Annotated in this window: 17 protein-coding genes and 1 pseudogene; 4 read left to right on the forward strand and 14 right to left on the reverse strand. The window is 69.4% G+C overall.

Annotated elements, in window-relative coordinates:
- Nucleotides 1–3 precede the first annotated feature (3 nt).
- Nucleotides 4–1,404 carry a hypothetical protein gene (locus N538_RS0120615; protein ID WP_155992306.1) on the forward strand — a complete coding sequence of 467 codons (1,401 nt, stop codon included), beginning with the start codon at nucleotides 4–6 and terminating at the stop codon, nucleotides 1,402–1,404.
- Nucleotides 1,405–1,485: 81 nt separating this feature from the next.
- Here the strand turns inward: N538_RS0120615 and N538_RS0120620 are convergent, their stop codons facing one another.
- From N538_RS0120620 to N538_RS0120640, 5 genes are all read right to left on the reverse strand, one after another.
- The gene (locus tag N538_RS0120620) at nucleotides 1,486–3,303 is read right to left on the reverse strand and encodes a tyrosine-type recombinase/integrase (RefSeq protein ID WP_155992308.1); all 1,818 of its coding nucleotides are present in this window, start codon (nucleotides 3,301–3,303) and stop codon (nucleotides 1,486–1,488) included.
- A 355-nt stretch (nucleotides 3,304–3,658) separates the two neighbouring features.
- Nucleotides 3,659–4,006, reverse strand: coding sequence for a hypothetical protein (locus tag N538_RS0120625; protein WP_028638875.1), 348 nt, complete (start codon nucleotides 4,004–4,006; stop codon nucleotides 3,659–3,661).
- Nucleotides 4,007–4,137: 131 nt separating this feature from the next.
- Complete coding sequence (locus N538_RS0120630) at nucleotides 4,138–4,467, reverse strand: hypothetical protein (protein ID WP_028638876.1); 330 nt, start codon at nucleotides 4,465–4,467, stop codon at nucleotides 4,138–4,140.
- A gap of 81 nt (nucleotides 4,468–4,548) precedes the next feature.
- Nucleotides 4,549–5,328, reverse strand: coding sequence for a hypothetical protein (locus N538_RS0120635; RefSeq protein WP_028638877.1), 780 nt, complete (start codon nucleotides 5,326–5,328; stop codon nucleotides 4,549–4,551).
- 59 nt (nucleotides 5,329–5,387) lie between these two features.
- Nucleotides 5,388–6,386, reverse strand: a complete 999-nt coding sequence (locus N538_RS0120640; protein ID WP_028638878.1) for an IS481 family transposase — start codon at nucleotides 6,384–6,386, stop codon at nucleotides 5,388–5,390.
- Nucleotides 6,387–7,021: 635 nt separating this feature from the next.
- Here N538_RS0120640 and N538_RS0120645 point away from each other — a divergent pair.
- The gene (locus tag N538_RS0120645) at nucleotides 7,022–7,300 is read left to right on the forward strand and encodes a hypothetical protein (protein WP_028638879.1); all 279 of its coding nucleotides are present in this window, start codon (nucleotides 7,022–7,024) and stop codon (nucleotides 7,298–7,300) included.
- Nucleotides 7,301–7,737: 437 nt separating this feature from the next.
- Here N538_RS0120645 and N538_RS26515 read toward each other — a convergent pair.
- The 8 genes and pseudogenes from N538_RS26515 to N538_RS0120690 form a co-directional block, all read right to left on the reverse strand.
- A pseudogene (locus N538_RS26515) lies at nucleotides 7,738–8,727 on the reverse strand (IS481 family transposase); the annotation flags it as partial.
- 102 nt (nucleotides 8,728–8,829) lie between these two features.
- On the reverse strand, nucleotides 8,830–8,985 hold the full coding sequence (locus N538_RS28680; RefSeq protein ID WP_155992310.1) for a hypothetical protein: 156 nt from the start codon (nucleotides 8,983–8,985) through the stop codon (nucleotides 8,830–8,832).
- A complete protein-coding gene (locus N538_RS0120660) occupies nucleotides 8,982–9,179 on the reverse strand; it encodes a hypothetical protein (protein ID WP_028638880.1) in 198 nt (65 codons plus the stop codon). Before N538_RS0120660 ends, N538_RS28680 begins: the two co-directional genes overlap by 4 nt.
- A 5-nt stretch (nucleotides 9,180–9,184) precedes the next feature.
- Entirely contained in the window at nucleotides 9,185–10,000 is an 816-nt protein-coding gene (locus N538_RS0120665; RefSeq protein WP_155992312.1) for a DUF6308 family protein, read from the reverse strand.
- 10 nt (nucleotides 10,001–10,010) lie between these two features.
- A complete protein-coding gene (locus tag N538_RS28685; protein WP_155992314.1) occupies nucleotides 10,011–10,163 on the reverse strand; it encodes a hypothetical protein in 153 nt (50 codons plus the stop codon).
- 160 nt (nucleotides 10,164–10,323) lie between these two features.
- Nucleotides 10,324–10,863, reverse strand: coding sequence for a hypothetical protein (locus N538_RS0120675; RefSeq protein ID WP_155992316.1), 540 nt, complete (start codon nucleotides 10,861–10,863; stop codon nucleotides 10,324–10,326).
- Between the two features lie 349 nt (nucleotides 10,864–11,212).
- Entirely contained in the window at nucleotides 11,213–11,974 is a 762-nt protein-coding gene (locus N538_RS0120685; RefSeq protein ID WP_231496283.1) for an enoyl-CoA hydratase/isomerase family protein, read from the reverse strand.
- Nucleotides 11,975–12,279: 305 nt separating this feature from the next.
- Complete coding sequence (locus tag N538_RS0120690) at nucleotides 12,280–13,194, reverse strand: LysR substrate-binding domain-containing protein (RefSeq protein WP_028638884.1); 915 nt, start codon at nucleotides 13,192–13,194, stop codon at nucleotides 12,280–12,282.
- 143 nt (nucleotides 13,195–13,337) lie between these two features.
- On the opposite strand from N538_RS0120690, the gene N538_RS0120695 reads away from it, so the two are divergent.
- Nucleotides 13,338–14,459 (forward strand): diaminopropionate ammonia-lyase, encoded by a 1,122-nt coding sequence (locus N538_RS0120695; protein WP_197025409.1) that lies wholly within the window; start codon nucleotides 13,338–13,340, stop codon nucleotides 14,457–14,459.
- A gap of 140 nt (nucleotides 14,460–14,599) precedes the next feature.
- Here N538_RS0120695 and N538_RS28130 read toward each other — a convergent pair whose 3' ends face one another.
- The gene (locus N538_RS28130; RefSeq protein ID WP_155992320.1) at nucleotides 14,600–15,280 is read right to left on the reverse strand and encodes a hypothetical protein; all 681 of its coding nucleotides are present in this window, start codon (nucleotides 15,278–15,280) and stop codon (nucleotides 14,600–14,602) included.
- 289 nt (nucleotides 15,281–15,569) lie between these two features.
- On the opposite strand from N538_RS28130, the gene N538_RS26525 reads away from it, so the two are divergent.
- Entirely contained in the window at nucleotides 15,570–16,952 is a 1,383-nt protein-coding gene (locus N538_RS26525; protein ID WP_231496284.1) for a dipeptidase, read from the forward strand.
- The last annotated feature ends 10 nt before the right edge of the window (nucleotides 16,953–16,962 follow it).

The following is a 16,962-nucleotide window of genomic DNA, read 5'->3' on the forward strand; positions in this document are numbered from 1 at the left end:
GCCGTGCGCGACGACCTCGAACGCCTGGACACCGTCACGGCGGAGATCTCCACGAAAGGCAGGTTCGCCGAGACGACCCAATGGCAGATGGATGGCGTGTGGCCTCGGTTCGCGGCCTTCTGTGCCAGCTACGGCCGAGAACCGCTGCCCTGTAGCGAGGACACGGTCCTCGCGTTCCTCGCCGCCACGCCGGAGTGGACACGTCACACCTATGCCAGGGACCTGGTCACGCGGATTCGACAGAAGCATCGCGATGAAGGAGCCGATTGCCCGCCCTGGGGTCGCGTCGAGAAGCAGCTCAACTACCTCAGACGCACCGCGCCAGCCCGCCAGCCGAAGGTCAGCGCGTTGCACCAGGACGAGGCCGAGCAAATGGCACAACGGCTGAAGGAACCTGCGATCGCGGCTGCGTCGGTCGCGTACATTCGCGGCCGTCTGTGCCTGGTCAGGCTGCTGAAGGCCACGAAGTGGAGCCAGGCTCGACTCGACAAGCTCGCACTCGTCCCGAACCTCGGGTTCACCTATGACGGTACCGCCATCGAGGTCCACCCCGCGTCGCCCGAGGCCGAGCTGCTCGAGGACGCCGTCCGCGCCATCCGGTCCGGAGATTCCACGGGCAAGGCGGGGATCGGGGAGCGTGTCCACGCCGCTGCGCGCAGGGCCGGCCTGGCAGTCGCGGGGCCGGCAGAGGTGCAGAACCTGGACAGCGGCGAGTTCCACTCCCTGATCGCCCACTGTGATCCGGATGTGGACCGCCATACCCGGGACCTCGCTTGGCTCACGCTGGGCATCGGCGGTGGGCTGAGGCACATCAGTCTCGCCGACTTCGACATCCGCGACGTGTACCCGACCCCCACCGGGTACCGGGTCGTGTTCCGCAAGGCCAAGCTGTCCGCGGGCAAGACCTTGACCAAGGAGTTCCACCACCTCGGCGCCGATCCCGACACCTGCATCGACATCTTGTGCCCTGTCTGTGCGCTCGCCCGGCAGCTCGACGCCTGCCGGCGCCAAGGACGAACCACGGGCCCGGTCCTCGCGACCTACTACGGCGGCCGGTGGCGGGCGATGACCCGCCAGAACGGGCGCCTGCGGATTCTTCGAGCCTGGGGATCGATCTCGCGCGCGTACGCCGGTGAAGCAACGGGCCGGGCCGCCGGCCAAGCAGCGTGCCAAGCAGCCGACGGCACGGCAGCTGAGACCACCGATGAGACCGCCGGCGAACGCGGGGAGAAGCGCAGGATCGCGACCAGGTCACTGCGCCGGACCGCTGCCACGTGGGCCATCGCCGCAGGCATGAGCATGTCCGAGGCAGCCGAACACGTCACCAACCATCAGACGCTGACCGTCTTCGCCTCCTACGTGGAACTCACCAGGAACGACGAGGTTCATCCTCGATTCGAATGACGTCCTCGACCACCACTGATGGCGCCCGGGTGGCGGCCCGGGCGCCATCAGTGGTGAGAGGGGAGTGCGACCGCGGCATGGTCACACTGCGCGCGCGACGTCGCGGAGCGTGTCCATGGATGAGCGGTCGTTGGGCTTGTTGTAGGTCACCAGGCTGCGCGGATCGGCGTGGTGGGTGACCTGAGCGATCTCGATCAGCGGGACCCGGTTCAGGCAGGCCTGCGTGACAAAACCCGAGCGCAGGCTGTGGCCGCCAAACGGGTTGCGGCCCTGACGGTCGCCGGTCACCAGGCCGGTCCGAACGACGAGCTGCTGGATGAGGTCGTTGACGGCCTCGCCTCGCAGTCGCCGCATCGAACCCTCCTTCATCTTGAACTGGTCGTGGCGGTTCATCGCCGCAAACACCGGCGCGTCCGGGCACACCGCGGCCGGGTCGCCACCGACCAGCTCAGCCACCCGATTGCGCCATTCGGTGAGCGCCGTGGCGGGGCAAGCGCTGTCACCGTCCAGACGAGGCAGCCAGTTCCACTTCCCGGTGCCCTGCTGGTCGGTCTTCGATCGGCGCAGCCGGACCCGGATCTCGCCCCCGGGGTACCAGGTCAGGTCGGACCATCGCAGCGCGACGATGTTCGAGCGCCGCAGCGCGGCGAACCAGCCGCAGGTGAGCAGGGCGGCGTCACGAAGACTCTTGTTGCTGGGGCGCGGGGTGGGCGCGACGTCCCCTGCGGGGCGACGGGCCAGAACCCGCAACCGCTTGTCGATCGCCTGCCGGGTCAACGCCTCACCGGCAGGACCGGTGAGCACCGGCCCGGTTGCGCCCGCGAGGTCACGCAGGTCGCGCAAGGCCGCTACGGGGCACCGCGTGGGCACGGTAGCGGCCCGCAGCCGGGCCCGGCGCCGCGGACCGCCGCGTCGTTCCGGCGCGAGGACCAGGTAGGCGTCAACGTCACCGATCTCGACGTCGGCCCAGTCCAGCCGGGCCAGCTGGCCCGGGGTCGCGCGCAACTGTCGGCGCGCCTCAGCCATCACGCGGTCGCGCACCGACTGCGCCTGCTCGCGGCGCACCCCGGCGACGATGAGCCGCAGATCCGCCAGGAGCAGGGGCCCCTTGGCGTGCACCGGCGCCACACCGTAGAGGCGCCGGATCCCCTCCATGAGCTCGCGGACCACCAGGTGCTGACCGGGCCGATCGCGCCCGGTCCGTTCGAACGCCTTGTCGATGGCCGCGAGCCGGAGGGCCAGCGTCGAGGTCGCGACCGAAGCCACCGGGTTGCCCTCCTCGTCGCGCAGCACCTGCCCGCTCTCGTCGCACTCGATCAGGTAGCCGGTGAGGTGGCGCGCCACGTCCTGGGGCGTCGCCTCGCCCGGGGCGATCTCGCGGTCACGGCACCAGTTCTCCCAAGCACGTTGATGTCCCGCGTAATTGCGCCGTGTCTGCGTGGCCAGCGAGTGCTCCGCGAACTCGCGTCGCAGCTGGTCGAGCACGTCGCCGTCACGATCCGCCAGATCCGCCAGGTCGGCCGGCTCCGCCGCGTCGTTCGGGCGGGCCGCGGCAGGCACCCCGGCGCCCGCGCCGGGCTTCGACTGCACCGGGTTGAATCCATCGGGCGCGCCCACCGAGTGCGATGCGCCGGCAGGCGAGGCGGCGCGAGCGAACATCCGCACCGCAGCGGAGCGGGGCGAGTCGGCACCGCCGGGGGGACCGACCAGGCGTGGGACGTCCGTCCCGGTGCTGGACAGGTCGCCTCCGCCGGGCCCGTCGCCGGCGGTGGCATGCGCCGACGCCACGGCTCGCAACCGGTCACGAGCCTTGGCGCGTGCGGGTGAGGGCACCACGGAACGGCGAGGAGTCGATGCCGGGTCGTCGTTCCCGGCGAGCCTCTCGGAGCGGTTGGTCATGTCGGGGACGGTGCGCAATGCCTCGCGCGACGCAATGGTCTCTGACCTGCATCTGCGACGACATGGCGCCAACCCTGGCCGCCGCAAAGGGTGGTTAGCAGCGGTCAGGGTTTGCACCAGTCCGCGTGGCCACTCATCGAGTCGATGCTCGGCGTCGGAGCCTGCGCGGCCGACTGGTCGGTTCTGTGCCCGGAGTGCGTCAGTCAGCCTGTTCGGTGCCACTGTGCGGTCGCCGCCGGTTGCCGTGGACCGCGCGGGCGAGCATCGACGTTGAGGCAGTCCGGCTGCGGTCGGCGTGCAGATGCCTTGAGTGCCACATGGCGGCCGACGCGTCGTCGGCCGCCATGTCGATGGGTCAGTCGGGCAAGCGGGCCAGGATGTCTCCCAAGCCGAGAGCGCCGTGCGCGCAGGTGGCGCAGTCCAGATGGAGCGGCGGTGTGCCCGGGTCATGGACCAGGCTCGCATCGTAGGCGACCCAGAAGGCGACCAGCTGTCGGGCTAGGGCGGGGTCGACCGCGAGCCCGACGATGGAGGCCTCCACCAACTCTAGCTGTCGCTCCAGGGCCGGCACTTCGACGACGCCCCAGCAGGCGAGTTCAGCGATGATCCGCGCCAGGTACAGCCGGTGCTTGGCGAGTTGGACGAGGCGCCGCCGCTTGCCGCGGGGGAGCTGGTCATGGAGCTGTAGTTCGAGATCGTTCATCAGACGACTCCGTGTCTCGGCGCCGGAACCCCAGGCTTGGGGCCCTGGGCGCGGCACGTCATGTTGGACGTGGCGAACGGCACCGTGGGGGCGAGCCCGCTGCAGGCAAGTCAGATGAGCTGGAGTCGAGATCAGCGTGCAGCGAGCGTCCGAGCAGCGGCGGCCGCGGCGTCCCGCAGCGGCTCCGCGCCCCAGATCGTGCAGAACCCGGGCGCAGGTGCGGCGACGCCGGCAAGTAACCCGTGAGCGAGCAGGAAGGCGTCCGCGAGGCAGTCGGGGTCCGCGGCCGGGTGGGCCTGGCGGGCCAAGCGCAGGAGCGTGATGAGGTCGCTTCCGCGGTCCAGATGCTCGGCGATCGCGAGAGCGAGCTCCCGTAGCGCGCCGTCGAGCGAGCACCGACCGGCGGCGACGTGGTCCTGCGGGGAGTCGAGGTCGTCGTTGGGTCGGCCGTCCTGGGTCATGTGCCCTACCGTCCGGCCAGCCCGTCCTCCTGCCTGTATCCCGAATCGTGCAAGCCGGCCCGCTGCCGGGGCCGGGCGACGTCAGCTGAGTTGGCTGATGACCAAGGGCATGCGCGCTCGGAGCACGGCTTCGGCTCGCGCGAAGCCTACGAGGTGGACGTCTCGGCGCCGGTCGCTGGAGGTGGGGGGTTGGCGGTGCTTCAGGGCCAACGCGCAGGCGGCGTCCAGTGCTTCAAGACCGGCGTCGAGGAAGCACTCGACGCGGATGAGGGAGTAGGACCAGGGGTGTGCGGACGTGGCGGTCCGGAGGCGGAGGAATGCCGTGAGCCGGTCCCGCTCACCGATGCGGGTCGCCGGCAGTCGTAGGGCCGGCGACCGCCAGCCGCCTTCCTGAGGGAGGCCGCTTGGGTCGGTCAACCACGGCGTGTCCGCGGCGCCCTTGATGATGCCCGCTACGTCGGGGCGGGAGGTAGGCGGCAGCGATCCGTCGACCATGACAAAGGCGCCCGGCCGGGCAGGAGCTTCCTCGAGGGCCTGCCGCTCGAGGCGTCGACGGGTCTGGTCGATCCAGGTGTCGGTGGAGAGTGCGAGATCCCAGGGCTGGAGGTCGGGAAGGGCGACGATCGGCATGTCGTCGCAGGCACGCCGGACCTCTGCGGCATCGGCAGCACTACACAACGCCGCGAGTTCCTCCTCGACGTTGAGGAGGTCCCGTCCCAGCACCGTCCCGGCCGAGCAGTAGGCCAAGGTGATGTCTCGGTGGCCGGCGACCCGCCCTGCCAGGCAGCGCGTCTGGATGCCATCGATCCACCCGATCGGTTCCAGTGACCGGTCCCCGACTGGCCGCGGCCCGTCCTCCACGACGAAGGCCGTCCGACGGTAGCCACCGGCGGTTGCCGTGCCGTCGGGGCGGTGACGCGCTAGTTGTGATGTTCAGCCAGGTTGTCCAACCGGGTGATGGGTGGTTGGCCGCCGAGTGCTGAGTGGGGCCGGTGGTGGTTGTACTGGTGGAGCCATCCTGCCAGTGCGGCCCTGCGGGTGCTCTCGGATGCGTAGAGCTTCTTGTAGGCCCACCCGTCGGCCATGGTGCGGTGGAGTCTCTCGATCTTGCCGTTGGTCTGGGGGCGTCGGGGTCGGGTCTTCTTGACCTTGATGCCGAGCTCCGCACAGGTGTCGTGCCACAGGTACGACTTGTAGGCCGCGCCGTTGTCGGACAAGATCCGCTCGACGACGACGCCGCGTTCGGCGAACCAAGCCACCGCCCGGTAGAGGACCCCGACCGCGGTGATGGCCTTCTCGTCGTCGTGGCACTCGGCATAGGCCAGGCGGGTGTAGTCGTCGATCACGGTGTGCACGAAGCACGTCCCGACCTTCGGGTGGTACTTGCGGGCCTTGATCCCGGTCCGGTCGCGGGTGGCACGCCGGTTGGCGTAGCCCTGGGACTTGCCAACGAAGCGCCACCCGCCACCGTCGGGGATGTTGCCGAACTTGGTGACATCGACATGGAGCAGCTCCCCGGGTCGCGACTTCTCGTAGCGCCTGGCTGGTTCCCCGGTGGCCCGGTCGATGTAGGCGAGCCGGTTGAGGCCGCAGCGGACCAGCACCGCGTGCACGGTCGAGGCCGGCACGTCGAGCTTCGCGCCGATCTGGACCGGACCCAGTCGTTGCTTCCAACGCAGGTGCACGATCTTGCGCACCACCGGCTGCGGGGTCTTGGCGTGCTGGGCATGACGTGCCGAGGACCGGTCGTTCATCCCGGCGACGCCCTCGTCGCGGTACCGGCGAGCCCACTTGTCCGCGGTGCGCCAGGTGACGTTGAAGAACTCAGCAGCACGCGACGGTGGCCACCCGTCCTCGACGACCAACCGAGCCAGCCGTAGCCGATGCCGTGGGGTCAGAGCAGCATTAACGTGAGACATGAAGGCCTCCTGGGTGGGAGTGGTTCCTAGGTAGCTCCACTCCACACCGGGAGGCCTTCACCCATCTACGACTTCGCCGTACCCAATCGCACAACGTGCCTGGGCATCACAGCTAGTTGCTGAATGAAGTGCTTCAGGTCGACTGGGGCAGGCCGAGCCACGCCGTTCGTCAGTGTTGAGGGCTCTGTTCCATTCCCCGGTTCGTCGGGTGATTGGGTTGTCGCCCCGGACGGAACCGGTTGGACGGCGGGTGGCTGACTGTGGGGAAGCTTCTGCATGGGTCCTCCAACGGGCTCGGGAACTCGAGCGGACAGCGAGCAGCTGACGAGACCATGGGTGCCCTCGGGAGCCGTCGGTGCAGTGGCTACGGCCCGCGCCCCAGGTAGGCCAACATCGCACTGGCGCATGCCGTCGCGACCGGCCATCAGCTCCCCTCGGCCGGTGCGCGCGAGCGGGCCGGTACGGTCGACCTGTGCTCCGCCGATTCGCTGAGCGCAATAGTTCACCGCGCCGAAGATGCCTCATCACAGGTGTCGGTTGCCGGACGTGAGTCGATGTCAACAGGGCGTCCCCCACGACGCGGCGCCCGTCTACGAACGGCTGCGCGCATCGGAGATCGCCGCACTGTCATTGCTATGCCGATCGACCTCACTGCGACACACATCCACATCGTGTTCCGCCGACGACGCGACCACTGGGTCAGCGCCATCACGTGTTACACGGGTAGCGGGACCGTGCACTTCCACGACGTAGGCGTGTCCGCCGATCCGGCGGTCGCTTTCGCGCCGGCTCTGACCGCGTTCGAATCCTTGGAGCAAGCGCCCGATGAACTCATCTGGGCCGTCGCACAGGCGTACGTGCCCGCCGACGATCTTCCCGCCCTCATCGAAGCAGTGTACGCCGCCAACTTCTAGACCGTGGTCGCCGCGCGCGCAACAGGACGTGCCGGGCACGTCGAGCACATCTTTCGCAACCTCGACGGCACCATTGGGGAGCGCAACACCTACGGGCACGGCCCGCGCAACATTCCCAGCTGATGGGTCGGTGGTGGCGCTGGCATGGCGGCCGGCTGATGCTGAGTGCCGGCGCAATCTGTCTGGTTGCGGCTGCAGTGCTCACCGTTGCCACTGCTGGCTAGCGATCGCGGGCACGCATCGAGGCGGCCTGTCGGCATCGACGCCGAGCGCGATGCAGCCCGCCGCCACCGGATGTCTCCGGTGACGGCGGGCGGCCCTTCGGGGTTGCTCTAGCGGCTGGCGAGCTCCTCGGCTGAGGGATTGCTGGCGGCTGCCGCGGGCTCGACCTCGCCGTCGGCGACAGGGGCGTGCTTCTCGAGGCTTAGGGTGTAGTTCCCCGTGACGTTGTGAACGCGGTCGGCGGGGACCCGGCCTCCGATGCCGGTGTGGGGTCTGTGGTGATTGTAGAAGTGGAGCCAGGCGGCGTAGGTCGCTGCGCGGGCATCGTCTGAGAGGTAGACCCCGGCGTAGGCCCATTCAGTGACCAGGGTGCGGTTGAAGCGCTCTACCTTGCCGTTGGTCTGAGGCCGGTAGGGCCGGGTCCTGCGGTGCTTGACCCCTTCGCCGAGCGCGGCCGCGAAGTCGTGCGAGCGGTAGCAGGCGCCGTTGTCGGTCATGACTGCTTGGACGGTGATCCCGGCGTCGGCGAAGTAGGCCTTGGCTCGCAGCCAGAAGCCAGCGGCCGTCTCCTTGCGCTCGTCGAGGAGTTGCTCGGAGTAGGTCAGCCGGGAATGGTCGTCGACGGCGTGGTGGAGAAACACGTAGCGGCGTGAGGGTGATGCGCCAGCGCGAGCAGCGCGGTCAGTGGCAGCCTGTGCACGCTTGTGCTGAGCCGAGCCTCGTCCGAACGCGCGCCAGCTGCCGCCGTCCGGGATCCGGCCGAGCTTCTTGATGTCCACGTGCACAAGTTCGCCTGGTGCGGCGGCTTCGTAGCGGTGTGGCTTGGGTTTGCGGATCACCAGGCCCGTGGCCTGATCGACGTGCGCAAGCAACGGCATCCGGTATCGCTGCAGCACCCGGCCGACCGTCGAGCGAGGCACACGCAGGTGATAGCTGATCCGGTGCGGGCCCCACCGCCGGCAGTAGCGCAGCTTCACGATCCGGCGCTCGAGGCGGGTCGGGGTCTTGGTCGGGGACGAGTGAGGTCGCGACGAGAAGTCCGTCATCGGCAGCCCCGCCCGCAACCGGGCAGCCCACTTTGAAGCAGTGGCGGGCGAACACTGGAACCGCTCGGCCGCCCGGCGGACCGACCAGCCGTGCACGACGATCAACTCGGCCAGCCGCCGGCGTCCGACCGGAGTCAGCGGAGCATTAGCGTGAGTCATGAGGACCTCCAGTAAGAGGGTTGGTGTGGTAACCCCCTCCGTACTGGAGGTCCTCCTCATTCGTCTACGCCTTGGCGTTCACAACCTGTCGGGGAACTACACCTAGTCGTCGAGCGGGTGCACCGGACCAACGTCGGGGACCAGCCACACTTCGACGCCGAGCTTGCGACGAACCCGGGCGGGCACGCGTGCGGTCGCCGCCCCAAGTGTCTCGGGGACGGCGAGGACGAACATCGCGTCAGAGTTCGCGTCGGTCATCCGGCGTAGGAGCTGTCCGTACCCGGTGTCGAGGTCGGTGCCGGCTCGGAGGTGTGGCCCTTGACCTCGGCGACGATGAGCTCGGCGCCTCGGCGCGCGATGACGTCGGTGTGGTCCAGGTTCGTAGTGGTGACGTCCCACCCGCGCTCAAGCAGGTGCGCAACCAGGGCGGCCTCCACCTCGGCCTCAGTCATCGACCTCAACCTGCCCGCGTGCTCCTTGCCGCATGCATCCACAACACGGCGTCGAGCAGACGGAGGTCGACGGCGTCGACCTGCACTTCACGTTCGGCCGCCTCTTGGCGTAGCCATCCCAGGGCGACCTTGACCTTCGCGTCGGTCATCAGGTGGGCATAGACCTGGATGTCGATCGAGAAGTTGCCTGGTCGATCCTTCGCACCCAGGGGGCGGTCGCCGCCGAGGTAGGTGCAGACGAGGTTGTCGCGCACTGGGAACAGGTAGGGCCGCTTGCGGGCGCAGAGCTTCGCCGCGGTCACCCAGCGGTTCGCGTCCTCGCGGAGCAGGGTCTTGAACCGGTGGTGAAGTTCCCACATGCGGGTCAAGGTCTCGACGCTCCCGCCGGGCCCGTGTTCGAGGTCGGTGATGTGCGGCGAAGGGTCTAGTCCCTCAAGCTGACGAATCACGTCCCGGCGCACGTCGCTGGGCTCGAGCAGGAGCCGCCCGTACCGGGCGTCGAGCGTGATGCTGAGGGTGGTGACGGCGTACAGGTCGGCCGCGTCGATGCCGACCGGGTCGTTCGGAGACGCGTCCAGGAATAGGGTCCCGGAGTACCCGCCGGCGCGGTCGTAGTAAGCCGCCATCGCGCCCACGGCGTCGGCGGCCGTGAGCGCGGCCAGCGCCTGCGTGACCGCCGTGTCGAGAACCTCGTCGGTGGCAGACGGCCAAGAATCGGGCAGTGCGAACTGGCGGCCGTCGGCGTAGCGACCCGGCTTGGACATGGCCACAGCAAACCACTCGGGGTCGACGGCCGGGCGGAAGCGCACGCGTGAAGCCATGTCCGAGGCCCTAGTCGCTGGCCGGCCGAACGTGGGCGGCCGGTACCCACTGCGTGGTGACGGTGACGTCCACGTTGCCGCCGCCGGTCGCGTACATGACGTACGCGAACCATTGCCCGTCCCGGTCCTTGCGCCAGTTCAGGAGAACCCCTGGTGAGGCCATCGACCCGAACCGAACCCACACGTGCCGAGGCGAGACGTGGCGCCGCAGCCCCGTCCCATCGCCCGCGCGCCCCATCACCCAAGAGTAGAACGTATGTTCGAACAACGGGCCGGGACTAAGCGGGGCCTCCGAGGCGCGGGGGTGCGTTGAGCCTGGAGAGTTAGCCGCGGCGCAGCGTGAGTGGCTTGTTGGGCGCGTACTCGCGGCGGACCCCGCCGCCTTCCTGAACGCCTCCGACGACTTGGACGTGGTCGCGGCGAGGGTTGGTGCCGCGGTCGGTGCACTTGTGGGGGAGCCGGAAGGTGATGGTGTCGGCACGGTAGTCGGCGGTGACACCCTTCCCGGGGCACCTGACCTTTCTCACGAGCCGGTCGCCGCGGACCTGCCAGAGTGTGACCTTCCAGCGGCCGTCGAAGTCTTGGAATCGCATCAGTGCATACTCCGGGCCGCCCGATGGCCCAGGGTTGACGTTCAACGAGGCCCCGAGGTGTCCGGCGCGAAGGTCGCGGTAGGTCGCGACCGCGTCGATGCGCGAACCCTTGTCCTTGACGGCCACCTGAATCACGTCGTTAGGAGCGTTGGTGTCGCGCGCCGGGTCCAACGCGGTCTTGTTCTGTGCCATCGCGGACGACACTCCCGTCGCGGCGAAGAGGACCGCGGCCACAGCAGCGCCTGAGGCGACACGCAGGGTCCGAGACATGAGAGGGACACTAGCTCCCTTCGCGCTCCAGTCTCATCGCTCGCGACCGGCCGTGAGCCGCGGGGGGCAGCCGGTCGGACGCCTCGAGGGCTGCCTTCAGCTCCTCGCGAGCGGCGTCCCCGAGCGCGTCGAGTCGCCGGTACAGCGCCGCGACAGCCACCGCGTCCGGCGCGTCCTCGAGGGGTCCCCGCTCTCCCGCTGAACGACGTCTGCGGCCGTTCGCGCGACTGGCTGAGCCGTCGGTCGGCCGTCGCGGGTCGGCCGGTGGGGACGGCGGCGCCGCTTCACGAGTTGACGGGTCTCCCATGCGCGGTAAGTCACCTTTAGATTCCGCCAATCGCTGACTCGGCTAGCTCGCCGAGACCCAGCTCTCCGGAGCCGGCGCGAGGCGAGCGACTGCCGGGGCGAACATCATCGCCTTGATCGTGCCGAGCGCCTGGTGGTCCTTGCCCGCCAACAGCGCGACTCGGTCGATCGCAGTGCCCAGCAGGTCATCGACCGCTGCGGTGTCGTCCACCAACCCGATACCGAGTGCTTCGGGGGCAGTGAAACGGTGGCCGGTCGTCATCGCCGCGACGGCGGCGGCCGGGGTGAGTTTGGCCTGGATGAGTGCCGCCATCCCAGGCGAGAAGGCCACGCCCAGATCGACCTCGGGCAGGCAGAAGTAGCCGCGGTGGCTCCTCATCACACGCCAGTCGTGAGCCAGCGCGAACATGGCTCCCGCCCCGAAGGCGTGCCCGTTGATGGCGGCGACCGTCGGCACCGGCAGGGTCAGCACGCGGGCCAGCAGTCCTGCGATGCGCCGGCCGTGCACCTCGCGCAGGTCCGGGTTCGCCTCCAGCTGTTCGAGGTCGAGCCCGGTGGAGTAGAACTTGCCCTCCGCGACCGTGACCAGCGGAGCCGGGGACGCCATCACCTCATCGAGTGCGCCACCGACGGCATCAACCCAGCTGAGGGAAAAGCGGTTCTCGTCGTCGCCCAGGCACAGGACGTGCACACCGTCTTGCTGAGTCAGAGAGGGCATGACGGTTGTCTCCTTCGCGAGTGTTGCTTCGGTGACCGAACCGCCGCAGCGTGACCGGTTCAGTAGTGCCAGGTATCGGTGGCCCACGTAGTGCCCCTCCGCGCGAGCGTGCCCCATGACGCTGCCACGGAGTAGAGCCCACGGCCCGCCAGCACGGAGACGTGCCCGGCTCGAGCGCCTCGTTCTCAAGCAATCGTGCCGATCCGGACTGCTAGGAGTAAAGCGGGAAGAAGCGGCCGCAATGCTGAAGCAAACACGCATGATGACGGTGCCCAGTCCCACTGTGCTCGGCGCCCGCTTCACGGGGCCGCCCACGAGCGGCGTCTGTCAGCGCGGCCTCGCCGGGTACCCAGGGTCGTGCTGTCGGCGTCAAACCAGGTGCGGACCGCGTCCTAGGTAGGAGCGAGGGTCGCGGCCGCCTGCTCGAGTGCGGCGCGCATCGCGACGATCGCGGTCCGGTTGCGTGCCGCCTCCCGGTAGGCCAGCAGGAGCTGGCGATTCTGGACCTGCGGCGCGGCCGGCAAGCTGCGCACCTCGGAGATGGCCAGCTGGAGCGCAAGCCGGGGGAGGACCGCGACGGCCAGGCCGGCCTCGACGAAACGCAGCTGCACGGCGAGATCCTCGGTGGAGCACACGACGCGTGGTTCGAATCCCTGCTGGCGGCACTGGCTGACCACCCACGTGTGCGGGACGGAGTCCGCAGCCTCGACTGCCCAGCCGGCGTCACTGAGCTGTGCGATGACGTTGGCCTCGCTGTCGACAGAGGCGAAGGTGTCTTCGTCCATGACGAGCATGAGGGGGTCATCGAGCAGATGGTCGAACACCAGCCCCGGTGTGGCGGGTGCTGGGATGCCGGGATAGGCCTCCGCGACGACCACATCAAGGTCGGCTGCGTGCAACGCCGGAAGCGTCCTTTCCGGCTCGCCCTGGTGGAACTCGACGGTCAGCTCCGGATGGTTCTCGCGGAGAATGGCGACGGCCTGCGGGACGAGGGTCATCGCAGCTGACTGGAACGCGGCAACTCGCACGGTGCCGCGCGGCTGGTCGAGTGATTGGGAGATGTCGGCCTCGGCCAGCTCCACGAGGTCCAGGATGCGTGCCGCATGGTCCACCAAGATGGTTCCCTGCGGCGTGAGGTGCAGCCGGCGGCCAACAGGCTCGACCAGGGAAACGCCGACCTCACGTTCGAGCTGACGAATCTGCTGGGAGACCGCGGACGTGCTGTACGACAGACTCTCGGCGACGGCAGAAAGCGTGCCGCGACGGTGCAGTTCGCGCAGCACCTTCAAGCGCATGATGTTGAGCATTTGCGGCCTCTCTCGCGCCGCCGTGCGGCATCGACCTGATGTCGCCCCTGAGGCGACGGGGACTGATTGTGAAGCAGCGCCGGAAGGAAATGTCCCAGAACTGCCGCTTTGTCTTCAAGGTGTGGCCGACCATGATGGGCGCCATGGTGCTGGACCACTGGTATGCGAACCCCGCCGCGAGGGCGTGGCGCACCCCGCCGCCGGAGTCGGCGCGCGCCTTCCACCGGACGTTCACGGGCTACCGACCTACGCCCTTGACCTCGCTGCCGGCTTTGGCTGCTGAGCTCGCTGTCGGGCACGTCTTGTTGAAGGACGAGTCGCATCGCCTCGGGCTGCCCGCGTTCAAGATCCTGGGCGCATCGTGGGCAACCTGCCGCGCGCTCTGCACGCGCTACGGCCTGGACCTGGGCGCCGCGACGGTCGCCAGCCTCGGCACCTACCTCGGCGCTGAAGTCGCAGCGGAGCTGCGACCGGTGCTGGTAACGGCCACCGACGGCAACCACGGAAGGGCCGTGGCCCGGGTGGCGTCCCTGCTCGGTCTGGCCGCGCGGATCTACGTCCCGAAGGGCGTGAGCGACGCGGCGCTCGAAGCGATCCGGAACGAGGGAGCGAAGCTGGTCGAGACCGACCTGGACTACGACGACGCGGTCGCGTTGGCGGCCCGGTCGACAGAGGACGACGAGGTCGACCTTCTCATCCAGGACACCTCGTGGGCCGGCTACACCGACGTCCCCCGGTGGATCGTCGACGGCTACGCGACCTTGTTCGAGGAGGTCGACGAAGCGCTCGAGATGCGCGGCCTGTCCGGCCCCCACCTGGTGGCCTGTCCGGTCGGAGTGGGTGCGTTCGCCCACGCGATGGTCGACCACTACCGGTCGCGAGCCAGCTCCCCGGCCCTGCTCAGCGTCGAGCCGGACACCGCCGCCTGCCTGGCGCAATCCCTCCTGGCCGGACAGCCGCTGACCGTCAAGACCGGCGAGACCATCATGACCGGGATGAACTGCGGGACGCCGTCGGAGCTCGGCTGGCCCGCGCTGCTCGCCGGCATGGACGCCGCCATCACGGTCTCCGACGAGGAATGCCGTCGCGCCGTCGCGGACCTGACCAACCTGGCGCAGGACGTCGGACCGTGCGGCGCCTCCACCCTCGCCGGCGTGCGGAAGGTCGCCGCGATGAGGGCTCGCCGGGACGCGCTCGGCCTCGACGACCAAGCCGTCGTTGTGCTGGTCAGCACCGAAGGGTTCCAGGCAAACCCCCTCGGCTGACGCGGCCGCTGGCTTAAGGTCACGCATTGGTACCGCCGGTGCCTGGCGCGCAGGCACCGCGTCCCCTGCCCCGCTCGGCGTCAGTGTCAGCGTCGACGTCAGCGTCGACGTCGGGTCCGGCACGGTGCGCTCGACCCACCTCACGCTGTCGTAGCGGCCGGCTCGGCCACGACGCGGTCACCCGATGCTCGGCCGGTGATGACGACCAGCCAGATCATCCAGGTCAGGCTCAGGAGCCACGAGGCGACGATGAGCACCGAGTGGACGGCGTTGAATCCGCCGGTCCCTGCGACCCAGCCCTCGACGAGGTAGACCAGGCCCGTCACAGCGACCAAGGCCGCCACCACGCGGGGGGCGCCTGTCCGGACCGCCGCCAGGGCGGCCGCAAGAGCGATCAGGGCGAACCCCATCGCGTAGGCGTGGTAGCTGCTCATGCCCCACTCCAACCACCGCATCGCCTCGGCGCTGGCGAACCGGGCCGACTTGTCTGCGTCGGACGCCGTCAGCCAGGCGTGGTCGACCTGCTTGTTCCCGATACCGTCGACGGCTTGCAGGACGCCGTACAGCCCCAGCGAGACCACCGCCAAGGCGGCGCCAACGCGACCGGCCCAGACGGGACGACGTGCCGAGATCTCAAGCGCGCCGGACAGGACCACGAGCCCGGCGACCAGGACGGCGACCGCCACGAACTGGAGGGCATGCACGCCCTTCCAATCGCCGCTGTGGGCGTACGCGGAGAAGATGGAGTCGTGATCGTTGGCGTCCCCGCCGGTGTGGAACTGTGTGACAAGGATGAAGAGCAGCTGCCCGGCAAGGAGCAACCTCGCCGCGAGTCGAAGGGCAGGGCGCCCAGCCTGGTGTGACGGCAAAGATCCGGTGGTCACGGTGACCTCCTGTGCTGGTGACGGGGGATGACCGGTCCACGGTGCCGCGGGTAGCCAGGACTTCGGACCGGCGAAATCACCGGGTTTTCGTTCGCCTCTTCCCCGGGGGCCGGACCGCCCGCTCCGGGCTGGCCGGGTCAGGGCCGAGACGGTGAAGTAGAAGTGAACGAGACAGTCCGGAAAGTGCCGCTTTTGCTTCACGGTTGGTCTCAGCAAGATGGTCGCCGTGACGAGCGTCGACGACATCAAGGCGCGCGTGACCGCCGTCCTGCCCGGCATCCGCCAAGACCTGGAGGAGCTGGTCAGGATCGAGTCGGTCAGCGCCGACCCGGCGAGAGCCGGGGACGTGCGGCGCAGCGCCGAGGCGGTCGCCGACCTGCTCCGGGCCGCAGCATTCAAGACCGTCGAGATCGTGAGCATCGACGGTGGCGCCCCCGCAGTGATCGCCCACAAGGCCGGCCCTGCTGGGGCGCCAACGGTGCTGCTGTACGCACACCACGACGTCCAACCGGAGAACGACCACCACGACTGGCACTCGCCCCCGTTCGTGCCGACCGAGCGAGACGGCCGGCTCTACGCCCGCGGCGCCGCCGACGACAAGGCCGGCATCGCCGCCCACCTCGGCGCCGTTCGCGCCTACGGCGACGACCTCCCGGCCAGCGTCACCGTCTTCATCGAGGGGGAGGAGGAGGTCGGCTCCGCCACCTTGCCGGCCCTGCTCAGGGAGCATCGCGGCAAGCTCGACGCTGACGTCATCGTCATCGCCGACTCCACCAACGCAGCCGTTGGTGTTCCCGCCCTGACCACCAGCCTGCGCGGTCTGGTCCGCGTCGACGTCGAGGTCCGCACCCTCACCCATGGCGTCCACTCCGGCGGCTGGGGCGGGCTACTCCCCGACGCGCTGATCACACTCTGCCGCCTGGTCGCCAGCCTGCACGACGATCGCGGCAACGTCGCAGTCGAGGGACTGCGCCACGGACGGACCGCGGACATCGAGGGTGCCGCGGAGCTGCTGCGCGCCGGCTCCAGTGCTGCCGAGGGCGTGGAGTGGATCGGCGACGGCTCCGCGGTCGACCGACTGTGGGCCAAGCCGGCCTTGAGCGTCACCGGCATCGACGCACCGCGCGTCGACGGCGCCAGCAACACCCTGGTGCCGACCGCCCGCGCGCGGATCTCGTTGCGGATCGCGCCCGGAGACACCCCCGACAACGCGGTGGCCTGCCTGACTGCCCACCTGAACGCCCACGTGCCCTGGGGCGCCCACCTGGACCTCACCGTGGTCGACACCGGCAAGGCAACCCAGCTCGACCCCTCCGGCCCGGCCTACGACGCCGCCCGGGCCGCCTTCAAGGAAGCCTGGGACGGCATCGAACCCGTGACCATGGGCGTCGGTGGCTCCATCCCGTTCGTCGCTGAGTTCCGCGAGGCGTTCCCCGGAGCGACCGTCCTGATCACCGGCGTCGAGGACCCCGACAGCCGTGCCCACGGCGCCAACGAGAGCCTTCACCTCGGCGAGTTCGCGCGCGTGGTCCTGGCCGAAGCCTTGCTGCTGCACCACCTCGGCAGCCCCCAACCGCCCACCGAGAGCCCGGAGCACCGCACCATATGAGCTTCACGGA

Origin of the sequence: Nocardioides sp. URHA0032 (genome assembly GCF_000620645.1) — a bacterium.
In the GTDB taxonomy this organism is placed as follows: Bacteria; Actinomycetota; Actinomycetes; order Propionibacteriales; family Nocardioidaceae; genus Nocardioides.

Coding starts and splice junctions, on each gene's coding strand:
- N538_RS0120665 (WP_155992312.1), bottom strand. CDS start 10,000: ATGGCTTCACGCGTGCGCTTCCGCCCGGCCGTCGACCCCGAGTGGTTT.
- N538_RS28685 (WP_155992314.1), bottom strand. CDS start 10,163: ATGGCCTCACCAGGGGTTCTCCTGAACTGGCGCAAGGACCGGGACGGG.
- N538_RS0120645 (WP_028638879.1), top strand. CDS start 7,022: ATGCCGATCGACCTCACTGCGACACACATCCACATCGTGTTCCGCCGA.
- N538_RS0120660 (WP_028638880.1), bottom strand. CDS start 9,179: ATGACTGAGGCCGAGGTGGAGGCCGCCCTGGTTGCGCACCTGCTTGAG.
- N538_RS0120640 (WP_028638878.1), bottom strand. CDS start 6,386: ATGTCTCACGTTAATGCTGCTCTGACCCCACGGCATCGGCTACGGCTG.
- N538_RS0120625 (WP_028638875.1), bottom strand. CDS start 4,006: ATGAACGATCTCGAACTACAGCTCCATGACCAGCTCCCCCGCGGCAAG.
- N538_RS0120675 (WP_155992316.1), bottom strand. CDS start 10,863: ATGTCTCGGACCCTGCGTGTCGCCTCAGGCGCTGCTGTGGCCGCGGTC.
- N538_RS28680 (WP_155992310.1), bottom strand. CDS start 8,985: ATGACCGACGCGAACTCTGACGCGATGTTCGTCCTCGCCGTCCCCGAG.
- N538_RS0120695 (WP_197025409.1), top strand. CDS start 13,338: ATGGTGCTGGACCACTGGTATGCGAACCCCGCCGCGAGGGCGTGGCGC.
- N538_RS0120620 (WP_155992308.1), bottom strand. CDS start 3,303: ATGACCAACCGCTCCGAGAGGCTCGCCGGGAACGACGACCCGGCATCG.
- N538_RS0120690 (WP_028638884.1), bottom strand. CDS start 13,194: ATGCTCAACATCATGCGCTTGAAGGTGCTGCGCGAACTGCACCGTCGC.
- N538_RS0120630 (WP_028638876.1), bottom strand. CDS start 4,467: ATGACCCAGGACGGCCGACCCAACGACGACCTCGACTCCCCGCAGGAC.